The following is a 10392-nucleotide window of genomic DNA, read 5'->3' as shown; positions in this document are numbered from 1 at the left end:
GCCCCGGGCTGACCAGGCAGGGCGTCAGCCGTGCATGGCCGGGTTGCGCACCCGGTCGGCGGCCAGCCCGATGGCGATCAGGGCGACCGCGCTGGCGAAGTGCAGCGCGTGGTCCGGTGCGTTGAGCGCGAGCAGGTTGAGCGAGCCGGAACCGATCAGCACCCCGACCACTCCGACCAGCAGGTACACGGCGCCGACCACGGTGTTGACGGCCTTGGACACCGCGGTGCCGGCGGCCGCCGCGGCGATCAGCGCCGCCCCGACCAGCAGGTGCACCACGTTGTGCAGTCCGTTCACCGCGAAGATGCCGAGCAGGTGCCCGCCGTGCTCACCGGCGAACGCGTGTTCACCGGAAACGGTGAATCCGAGCAGGCCGACCACGACATAGGTCGCGCCGAATCCGTATCCGACGAGTTGGTTGACGCTGCGAGACATGTGTCCTCCTCGACGAGGTGTGGGTCAACGGGCGATTCGAACCCGACCCGTCGAGGGATTGGTGCGAGTTTTCGCCAATCTGCACCGGCCACCGCGCCGAATGCCGGGGTGGAAGGACTCCACCTCGATTTCAAGGAGCAGTGACATGCGCGTGTCACGTACGGTCGCAACGGTGTTCGGTGGGGCCGCCCTGCTGATGGCGTCGGCCTGTGCCGCCAATGAAAGCGCGGCCCCGAACACCGGCTCGGCCGGCGATCCCATGACCAGCACCGCCACCGCGGCCAGCGGCGAGTTCGGCGCCGCCTGTGCCGCCGTGCCCAAGGACGGTCCGGGCAGCTTCCAGGGCATGGCCATGGATCCGGTCGCCACCGCCGCGTCCAACAACCCGGTTCTGTCCACTCTGGTCGCCGCGGTCCAGCAGGCCGGTCTGGTGGACACCCTCAACAGTGCCAAGGACATCACGGTGTTCGCCCCCACCAACGAGGCCTTCGCCAAGATTCCGCCGGAGACCCTCAACCAGGTCCTGGCCGACAAGGCCGCGCTGACCAAGATCCTGACCTACCACGTGGTCGGCAAGTCCGTCGCGCCGAGCGACCTGTCCGCCGGTTCGTTCGAGACCCTGGAGAAGGACAAGGTCAGCACCGCCGGCAGTGGCCAGGACTACACGGTGAACGATGCGAAGGTGGTCTGCGGCAACGTGAAGACCGCCAACGCCACCGTGTACCTGATCGACTCGGTGCTGATGCCGCCCGCCGCCTGACCACCCCGCTCGCCGGTACCCTTCGTCCGGCCGGCGAGCACCTCCCGAGGATCGCGGCGCCCCGTCGCCTCACGTGGGCGCGCGGCGGAACGACCGGCACGAACTCCCCTCAGTCCCGGTCCCGGCGCCGCGATCCTCTCTTCCGCCACCTCTTCCGCCTCTCCGGAATTTTTATGCGGTTGTTGCGTTCCGGCGAAGAGTGCGGGCTTGTGGTGGATTGTGGCTGGGTGCCGCCACGGTCCCCTGAGGTAGCTGTTGGTCGAGCAGGGAGGTCCCGCAACCTCTGCAGGCAGTACACCTAGTCGTCGCCGGGGGCCGGGCAGACCGGGATCGAGATCCGCACCGCGGCGCCCTCGGCGTGGCCGGCGATGCGTAGCTCGCCGCCGTGCCGCGCGGCGATCGCCCGGGCCAGGGTCAGCCCGAGGCCGATGCCGATCCGGTCGCGTTCCCCGCTGGCGTTGCGCGGGCCGTTGTCGGCGGTGCGCAGGGTGTCGCCGGACACCGTCAGCGTGTAGTACTTCCGCCCCATCTCGCCGCGCAGGAAGATCCGCGACGCGGGCCGGCCGGAGGTGAACGAGCCGGAGACCACGTACCGGATCATGCGGGCCAGCCAGTGCGGGTCGGCGTTGATGTGCACGTCCTCGCGGTCGGACTTCTCCACGATCGAGATGCCGTACTGGGCCGCCTCGGCGCGCAGCGGCGCCAGGGTCTGGCTGAACAGCGTGCCGATGGACATCGGCCGGGTCTCCAACGGCAGTTGCCCGGACTCGAACCGGGCAAGCAGCAGCAGGTCCTCGACGATGGTGAGCAGGCGAGAGTTGTTGCGGCGCAACGCGTCCACCATGTCCACCGGCACCGGGGCGGCCTTGTCCTCGTCGTCACCGAGCAGTTCGAGCAGGCTGGACGCGGCGGTCAGCGGGGTGCGCAGCTCGTGCGACACCGTGGCCAGGAACTCGTTCTTGAGCGTGGCGAGGTGGTGCAGCTCGCGGTTGCGGGCCTCGAGCTGGTGCTGGGCCGCCACCCGGCCGGTGACCTCCCGGCCGACCAGGAAGTGACCGCGAACCGTGCCGTCCAGATCGATCGGCAGGTAGTCCGCCTCGACCACCAGGTCGCCCAGGTGCAGCTCCTCGCCGTGCACCGGAACCCCGCCGTTGATGCTGCGGTCGGCGAAGTCGGCGGCGATCTTGAGCACCGAGCCGGACGCCATGCCCCGATCGGCCAGCTCGACCAGCTCGGCGACGGTGTTGCCGACCACGCTCCGCGGCGCCGCGTTGACCTGCAACAGCTGCAACGCCTTGGGGTTGATCTCGGCGATCCGCATGTTCTCGTCGACCACGACGATCGCGACGTCGATCGAGTCGATCAGGGTGCGCAGCCGGGCCGAGCCGATGCGCTGGCTGAACTCGCTCTGCCGCAGCGCGGTCACGTCGCTGGCGTAGGTGACCAGGCCGCGCACGGCCGGGTCGTCGGTCAGGTTGCGCACCACGACGTGCGCGTGCCGCCAGTCGTCGTCCGCGCCCATGATCCGGGTGTCCAGCTCGCCGACCTCGCGCCGCTCGGCCACCAGCCGGGCGCGCAGGTCGTCCAGCCGGCGGCGGTCGTCCGGGTGCACCCACTCCGGCAGCACGGACAGCTGGGTGTCGCCGCGCGCGGTCTTCTCCGTGGGCGTGCGGGACAGCCAGCGCAGCCTGCCGTCCGGGTCGTGCACGGCGGTGAAGAACGGGGCGTGCCGGCCGATGGACCGGAAGAACTCGAGCTGGTCGTCGGACTGCGGCGCGACCAGGGCGCCGGGCTCGACGGCCGGCTCGGTGACCGGCACCTCCCACAGCCGCACCGACAGTGCCTCGACGAGCAGGTTGACGGCCTGGATCACGTCCGGCCGGGTGGCGTTCGGGCCGCGCAGGTTCAGCAGGTGCCCGCGTCCGACGGCGATGCGGGTGGGGAACGACGGGTCGACCGGCTCGTCCCGGTCGGTGAGCGACGCCTCCTGGATTCCCGGAATCGACATGAGGCCGCGCACCACCTCCGGCACGACGACAGTGCCGGGCCGGTGGGCGTCGGCCAGCATGCCCACGAGCGCCCCGATCCGGCGGGCCAGCGGCTCCGGCCAGGTCGAGTCGACCAGATCCTGTTCCATCCCAACATCACCTCCCTAGCTTTCACTCACAGGTGTTACATATTCAGCGGTGCGCCCGGGAATCGTCACAGAATTGCCCGGGTGCAGTGCAGACAAACTCCCATCAGAGTGAACCAGTCGCAACGCAGCAGATCGGTAGTGCCTGAGGTGCGACACGGTCGTACCTTGAACGATGAGTTCGCCAGGAATCGGCGCGGCAATGGTTCACAAAGGGGATACGGGTGACGGACCCGAACCGCACTACGGTAAGCCCCGACACGGCGGCCGTTCAGGTCGTCGATCTCGTTGTGAAAGCCTCCGAGCTGCTGTCCGGTCCACACCAGACCGATGGGGTCGTCGACGAGTTGGCCCGGGCGCTGCGCGGCACCCAGGGTGTGCACTCGGTGTCCCGCCGGCCGCGCACCGTGGCGTCCATCTGGGACGCCAGCCGCGAGCTGCCCGGGCAGCGCACGCCGGCGGCGACCGAGGTCACCTCGTGGGCCGGCCGGCGCTCCCGGCACCTGATCGGCGCCTCGTCCCGGGGTGTCGGCGCCGAGCTGCTGGTGGTCGACCTCGCCCGGCCGGGCGACAAGGAATGGGTCAGCGCAGCCCACCTGCACCGGCTCAACTCGGCGCTGGCGGTGATCGAGTCGGCCACCATCAGGTCCGGCAGCCGCCCGGCCGAAGGCCCGAGCGAATGGCTGCTGCGGTACGGCCGGTCCGTTGTGGTGCAGCTCATGCCGGACCGCTGGCTGGTGCGTTCGGACGCGATGAGCCGGGTGCTCGGCTACCCCAGGGCGTTCGTTCCGGCCGAGGCGCCACTGTCCCTGGTGGACCCGCGGGACCACTTCGCCGCGCTGCGCGCCTACGTCGAGGTGCTCACCGGACGCAGCGCCGACCACACCGTCGACCTGCGGGTGCGCGCCGCGAGCGGCTCCTACCGGGTGCTGGAGACCACGTTCGTGAACCTGGTCTCGGCGCCCGGCGTGCACTCCGTCGTGCTCTACGGCGAGGACGTCACCGACCAGCGCGCCGAGCGGGCCCGCACCCGCGAACTGGTCAACGGAGCGGCCGCCGGCCTGCTGGTGGTGGACGAGCGCGGCCTGGTCTGCCTCGCCAACGACAACTTCACCCGGCTGGTGGGCACCCGGGCCGGCGGCTGGATCGGCGCTCATCTCGAGGACGCCCTTCGGGCCGTGGCCAAGGTCAGCCTGGACGAACAGGCCACCCTGCGGCGGCTGACGCTGTTCACCACCACGCACAAGCGCCGGTCCACCCAGCTGGACCTGGCCGACGGCCGGGTGCTCGACCTCGGCCGGGCGCCGCTGCTCGACGGCGCGGTCAACCTCGGTTCGCTGTGGTCCTTCCAGGACGCCTCGATGACCGCCGCGGCGCTGGCGAACCAGCCGGACCAGGCAGCACAGAACAAGGTGCTCGCCACCGTCTCGCACGAGCTGCGCACCCCGCTCACCGCCGTGCTCAGCTTCGCCGAGCTGCTCGGCGACCCGGCCATGGGTCCGCTCAACGAGAGCCAGCAGAGCGCCTGTGACGTGATCGCGCGCAACACCAAGCGGTTGCTGGCGCTGGTGAACGACCTGCTGCTGCTGGCCCGCCTGGAGAGCCGGCAGCTGCCGTTGCGCAAAAAGTCCCTGGACTTCGTGCGGCTGGTCACCGACGTGGTGCAGGAGCACCGGCCGGAAGCCGCGGAGACGGGCATCATGCTCAAGAGCGACACCAAGCCCGGCCCGGCGCTGCTCGGCGACGCCAACCGGCTGCACCAGGTGATGGACAACATCATCGGCAACGCCATCAAGTTCAGCCGCTCGGGCGGCTCGGTGCTGGTGCGGGCCAGTCATGACGGCAACCGGTGGCTGGCGGAGGTGGTCGACTCCGGCATCGGGATTCCGGCCGACGAGCTGGCCGGCATCACCCGCGGCTTCAAGCGCGGCTCCAACGCGCAGGCGGCCGGGATTCCGGGCAGCGGGATCGGCCTGGCCGTGTGCCGGGAGCTGGTCGAGCTGCACGGCGGAACGCTGGAGATCCGCAGCGTGGTGGACGGGGGGACGACCGTGCGAATCAACCTGCCGGACCGAGGAAGTGCCCGATGACCAAGATTCTCGCGGTGGAGGACGAGCCGGACATCCTGCTGGCGCTGCGGCTGGTGTTCGAGCGCGCCGGATACCAGTTCATCTCCTCCACCGACGGGCGCAGCGGCCTGCGCATGGTGCACGAGGAGAAGCCGGATCTCGTCCTGCTCGACATCGGACTGCCCGGAATGGACGGTTGGACGGTGCTGGAGCGGATCCGGGATCTCGCCGACCTGCCGGTGCTGATGATCAGCGCGCACGGTCAGGAGGCGGACAAGGTGCGCGGGCTGCGGGCCGGGGCGGACGACTACGTGACCAAGCCGTTCACCAACAACGAGTTGCTGGCCCGGGCGGAGGCGCTGCTGCGGCGCTCCGGCCGCCCGGCCGAGGCGGCGGCGGGGGACTGGGCGGACTTCTACGACGACGGTCTGGTGCGGATCAACCGCAAGGCGCGGGCCGTACACGTCAACACGCCGGAGGGGGAGCAGGAGGTGCAACTGACCAACACCGAGTTCCGGCTGCTCAACGTGCTGGTCAAGCACGCGGGCGCGGTGCTGTCGGCGCAGCAGCTGCTGACGCACGCCTGGGACGACCCGACGGGTCTCGCCCCGGACCGGGTCAAGTTCGCGGTCCTGCGGCTGCGGCGCAAGCTCGGTTGGGACAACGCCAGTGCGGCGGCGTCCCCCATCAAGGCCGTACGCGGTGTCGGGTACCGCTACGACCGGCCGAGCTGACGCCCGGTCCACTGCGGACTCCCGACGAAGCGCGGCTGCTCGGCCACGACCGCGATGGGCACGACGGCCGGACGGGCCGGCTCAAGTGGACCGCCGAGCTCCTCGGACAGGATCCGGGACACGGTCTTGTTCGCCTTGGACAACCGGTAGGCGACGAACGCGACCACCGGAACCATCAGCAGAAACAACATTGTCATGTGAAGCTCCCTTCGAGATTCCATACTGACGACCCGAACGGGGGATTTAAAGGGACTGGGGCCCCCTGCAACCGGTCCGCACCCGAAGCGCTCCCCGAGTACAACCCTGGCGCCTGGAAAGTGCCGTTGACCTGCGAAACATTCGGTTGCCGCCGGTGCGGCGAATGCGGGGAAAATGCCCGGAACTCAGGGCGTGCCGGGACGCCAGAGGCCGCGGGCAGACGGGGCCTGCCCGCGGACCGGACGCGCTCAGGACGGTCGGGGCCGGCGCAGGGCCGCGGACAGCACGGCGGCCGCCGACTCGTCGGCGACCGCCGCCTCCTCGTTGGCCTTGCGCAGCTCGCGGTAGACCTCGTCGCGGTGCACGGCGACCGAGCGGGGGGCCTGGATGCCCACCCGCACCACGTCGCCGCGGATGTCGAGCACAGTGACGGTGATCTCGTCCCCGATCCGGATGCTGTCACCGGATCGGCGGGTCAACACCAGCATGGGACGAGTCCTTCCGTCAGTGCAGCAGCGGCGCCCGGATGGGGAGATCCTCGGTCAGGATGACCTGCACCGCACGTCGGGTGGACTGGCTGACCACCAACGGGGCCAGCAGGTTCGCGGTGGCTCCGGCCGGCGTGTCGCCCATGGTCACGATCAGCAGCACCAGCAGGTCGGCCGGGTCGGTGGTGGCCAGCTGCTCGAGCACCTGCTCGCCGATCTCCGGGGCGTAGTCCGGGAAGAACGGGGCCGGCGGCACCACGACGAACCGCAGCACCGGCTGCCTGACCGACACCAGCGTGTACACCGGGTCGTCGTCGGAGGAGCTGACCAGCACGAACTCGCGATGCTCCGGGAAGCCGGGGATCGGCGCGCGGAACTCGATGGTCGGCAGGTCCCCGATGGCCGGGGTCGTCCTGTCCGTGGTGCTGTCCGTGACCGTTCCTCCTCGCGGGCGGGTGGCGACCAGCACGCTCATCGCAGGAAGTCCAGCAGCGACGGCGTGGTCACCTTCGCGGTGGCCGCGAGGGCCGCCTCGTAGCCGACGCTCTGGCTCTGCAGGTCGATGATCGCCCGCACCAGGTCGATGTCCTCGACTTCGGACAGGTCCGTGCTCAGCTGCACCGACTGGGCTTGGGCGGCGTCACTGGCCGCGGTGAGCTGACTGTAACGGGTGCCCACCGCGGTGAGCGCGGAGTTGACGCTCTCGATCCCAGAATCCAACCGATCGAGGTCAGCCGTTACCGCGGACGGGTTGGTTCGCAGGTTGGCCGAGATCGAGTCGAGCACCCCGAACAGCTGGTTGGCGCCGGTGCCGAACGCGGAGGCCGGCACGTCCACCCGGACCTGCACGTTGTCCGCGATCCGGCGCTGCACCTCGCCGTTGTCCCCGATGTAGGTGCCGCTGGCGTCGAACGCCTGGGGACCGGCGGTGGTGCCGCCGAAGACCGGACGGCCGAGGTAGGTGGTGTTGGCCACGGACAGCAACCCGTCGCGAAGCCCGTCGAGCTCCTTGGCGATCGCGGCCCGGGTGGCCGGGTTGTCCACGGCCGGCGACGACATGCCCTGCAGCACCAGGTCGCGGGCCCGGTTGAGCATGCTGCTCGCGGTGTTCAGCGAGCCCTCGGCGGTGGACAGCCGGGCCGTGCCGTCGGTCGCACTGCGCATGTAGCGCTCCTTGGCGGCGATGTCGCCGCGCAGCCGCAGGGCCGCAGCGGCGCCGGTCGGCGAGTCCGACGGCCGGGAGATCTGCTTGCCGCTGGCCATCTGCTCGCGCAGCCGCTCGAGGCGGCCCTGGTTGTTCTGCAGACCGGTCAGCACCCTGGCCGACATGGACTGCTCGGTGACCCGGAACGACATGGCTAGTTCCCCATCCGGTTGATCAGTGTGTCCAGTGCCTCGTCCACCGCGGTCATCACCCGGGAGGCGGCCTGGTAGGACCGCTGGTAGGTGAGCATCGCGGTCAGTTCCTCGTCCATGTTCACGCCCGCGACCGACTGGCGGGCGAAGTCGACCTGGTCGGTGATGGCGTCCTGGGTGTCGGACAGCTGGGCGGCGGTGCTCGCCTCGATGCCGATCCGGGCCACGACCGCGGCGTAGATCTCGCTGACCCCACCGGGCAGCCGGCCGAGCTCGGCGAGCTTGTCCGCGTTGCCACCGTCGAGCGCCAGTGCCGGGTTCGCGGACGCGGCGATGTCGTCGGGGTTGGTGAGAGCGACCTTGATCGTGCCCGCCGTCGTGCCGCTGAAGAACGGCGCCCCGGCGGTGCCGGTCGTGGTGTAACCGCCCTGCTGAACGGCGTTGACGCTGTTCGTCAGGGAGGCGGCCACGTTGTCCATCGCCGCGGCGTAGGCGGGCAGCGTGATGTTCAGCGACTCGACCAGCGCGCCGGCCTCGCCACCCGGTCCGGGAGCGGCCGTGCCGTCATCGGCGAAGCGCACCGCGATCGGGTTGCCGGCCTGCCCGGCCAGGGTCGCGGATCCGCCGACGACCAGGGCCCGCGCGGTGTTGCCGGTCACCAGCGGTGCGCCGCCGAGCGAGACGTGCACCGCGCCGTTGGGGTCGCGGGTGCTGATCGTGCCGGCCAGCTCGGCCAGCCGCAGCACGACCAGGTCGCGCTGGTCGGTCAGCTCGTTGACGTCGAGCCCGGCCGCCGTGCCCTTCACGACCTTGTCGTTGAGGTCGGCGAGCTGGGCGGTCGCGGTGTTGATGTCGGTGACCGTGTCGTTGAGCGCGGTCCGCTGCGCCTCGTACCGGTTGGCGAACCCGGTGTGCATCGTGTTCAGGGTGGTCGCCACGATCTGGGCGCGCACGAGGAGCTGGTTGCGGGCGGCCGAGTCACCGGGGGAGTCGGCGACGTCGGTGAACCCGGCCCACAGCTCGGTCAGCCTGGCCTGCAGGCCGGTGTCGCTGGGCTCCTCGAACGCCGACTCGATGTCGAAGAGCACATCGGTCCGGCCGTTCAGCAGCGCCTGCCTGGCGTGCTCGGTCTGTCCCCTGGTCTCCAGGTAGACGTCGCGGATCCGGGTCGTGCCCAGCACGTTCACCCCGCCGTCGTGCGGGCTGGGGGTGGCCCACATCGCCGGGACCGAGCCGCCGACCGCGGTGGTCTCCAGCCGCTGCCGGCTGTAGCCCTCGGTGTTGGCGTTGGCGATGTTCTGGCCCGCCAGCTCCAGGCCGCGACGCTGCGCCTTGAGCGCGGAGAGCGCGGTGTTGAGTCCGGAGAAAGTGCTCATCAAACAGCCTCGTCAATCAGTCGGGCGCCGGAGTTCACGGCGGCGACGGCTCCGTCCGGTCCGTACAGACCGGACGCCCCGCTGACCACCCGCAGGGCCTCCTGGGTGGCGCGCTGCCCGGAGGTGAGCAGCTCACGGTTGGCCCGCACCGCCGCGTCGATCTCGGCGGACAGGCCGATCAACGCCCGGCGGTGCTCGGCGAAGACCTCCCGCCACGGCTCGTCGAGCACGGCGACCAGGTCGCCCAGGCTCGATCCGACGGGCAGGCCCAGCTCGGCGGCGACATGGTCGAACGCCGTGGCGCGCAGCAGCTCGTTGGCCTGCACCTGCTCCAGCACCAGCTCGACCTCGTAGGTCGCCGAGCCGAGCCAGCGGGTCCGGCCCGCGGTCAGGATCATGCTCTCGGCGTCCAACTTGAACAGCAGTGTGGACAGCAGCTCGCGCTGCCTCCACAGGATGTTGGACGTCTCCATGAGGCTCATCCCGGATGCCCTCCTAGGCCGTGCACGAGTGGTCGTCTTGCGGTCCCAATCGGCCCCCGGCCCGGCCATCTGAGGATTAGTGGCCCTGCCACCGATCGGCAACCGAACGGGATCCGGAGTTACACCCGTTCACCTCGACTCTCGATATCGCCGGGCAGCAAGCACCGGGGCCATCGAGAGGACAACCGCCATGCAGCACCAGTCAGCCAACAAGACGACGTTCGATGCGAAGGCGGCGGCCGAGGCTAACTTGCCGTTGGTGGGTCACCTGGTGCGTGAGATTCTGGCGCGGGTTCCGGCTCATGTTCGGCGTGAGGATCTGTTTTCTGCGGGTTCTGAGGCGTTGGTGAATGCGGCTCG

At 70.3% G+C, this 10392-nt stretch carries 11 protein-coding genes; 3 read left to right on the top strand and 8 right to left on the bottom strand.

What is annotated here, in order from left to right; translation table 11 throughout:
- Positions 1–24: 24 nt before the first annotated feature.
- Positions 25–435, bottom strand: a complete 411-nt coding sequence (locus VFO68_RS24945) for a DUF4383 domain-containing protein (RefSeq protein ID WP_325160808.1) — start codon at positions 433–435, stop codon at positions 25–27.
- A gap of 145 nt (positions 436–580) precedes the next feature.
- Between VFO68_RS24945 and VFO68_RS24940 the strand changes: the two genes are divergently transcribed.
- The gene (locus VFO68_RS24940; RefSeq protein WP_325160807.1) at positions 581–1195 is read left to right on the top strand and encodes a fasciclin domain-containing protein; all 615 of its coding nucleotides are present in this window, start codon (positions 581–583) and stop codon (positions 1193–1195) included.
- A 298-nt stretch (positions 1196–1493) separates the two neighbouring features.
- Here the strand turns inward: VFO68_RS24940 and VFO68_RS24935 are convergent, their stop codons facing one another.
- Positions 1494–3332, bottom strand: a complete 1839-nt coding sequence (locus VFO68_RS24935) for a sensor histidine kinase (protein ID WP_325160806.1) — start codon at positions 3330–3332, stop codon at positions 1494–1496.
- A 287-nt stretch (positions 3333–3619) separates the two neighbouring features.
- On the opposite strand from VFO68_RS24935, the gene VFO68_RS24930 reads away from it, so the two are divergent.
- Complete coding sequence (locus VFO68_RS24930; RefSeq protein WP_325160805.1) at positions 3620–5419, top strand: sensor histidine kinase; 1800 nt, start codon at positions 3620–3622, stop codon at positions 5417–5419.
- The gene (locus tag VFO68_RS24925; RefSeq protein WP_325160804.1) at positions 5416–6132 is read left to right on the top strand and encodes a response regulator transcription factor; all 717 of its coding nucleotides are present in this window, start codon (positions 5416–5418) and stop codon (positions 6130–6132) included. The genes VFO68_RS24930 and VFO68_RS24925 overlap by 4 nt, the downstream gene beginning before the upstream one ends.
- On the opposite strand, the gene VFO68_RS24920 is transcribed toward VFO68_RS24925, so the two are convergent.
- From VFO68_RS24920 to VFO68_RS24895, 6 genes are all read right to left on the bottom strand, one after another.
- Positions 6114–6329: a hypothetical protein gene (locus tag VFO68_RS24920; protein WP_325160803.1), complete on the bottom strand. Its 216-nt coding sequence runs from the start codon at positions 6327–6329 to the stop codon at positions 6114–6116. The two genes, VFO68_RS24925 and VFO68_RS24920, sit on opposite strands and share 19 nt — an antisense overlap.
- A gap of 249 nt (positions 6330–6578) precedes the next feature.
- Positions 6579–6818, bottom strand: a complete 240-nt coding sequence (csrA, locus tag VFO68_RS24915; RefSeq protein ID WP_325160802.1) for a carbon storage regulator CsrA — start codon at positions 6816–6818, stop codon at positions 6579–6581.
- Positions 6819–6834: 16 nt separating this feature from the next.
- Positions 6835–7293, bottom strand: a complete 459-nt coding sequence (gene fliW, locus VFO68_RS24910; RefSeq protein WP_325160801.1) for a flagellar assembly protein FliW — start codon at positions 7291–7293, stop codon at positions 6835–6837.
- The gene (gene flgL, locus VFO68_RS24905; RefSeq protein WP_325160800.1) at positions 7290–8174 is read right to left on the bottom strand and encodes a flagellar hook-associated protein FlgL; all 885 of its coding nucleotides are present in this window, start codon (positions 8172–8174) and stop codon (positions 7290–7292) included. Before flgL ends, fliW begins: the two co-directional genes overlap by 4 nt.
- A 2-nt stretch (positions 8175–8176) precedes the next feature.
- Positions 8177–9550, bottom strand: a complete 1374-nt coding sequence (gene flgK, locus VFO68_RS24900; protein ID WP_325160799.1) for a flagellar hook-associated protein FlgK — start codon at positions 9548–9550, stop codon at positions 8177–8179.
- On the bottom strand, positions 9550–10032 hold the full coding sequence (locus VFO68_RS24895) for a flagellar protein FlgN (protein ID WP_325160798.1): 483 nt from the start codon (positions 10030–10032) through the stop codon (positions 9550–9552). Before VFO68_RS24895 ends, flgK begins: the two co-directional genes overlap by 1 nt.
- Between the last annotated feature and the right edge of the window lie 360 nt (positions 10033–10392).

The sequence above is a fragment of the Actinophytocola sp. genome, from assembly GCF_035712165.1.
GTDB lineage: Bacteria > Actinomycetota > Actinomycetes > Mycobacteriales > Pseudonocardiaceae > DASYTH01.
This window is presented reverse-complemented; position numbering and strand designations above follow the sequence as displayed.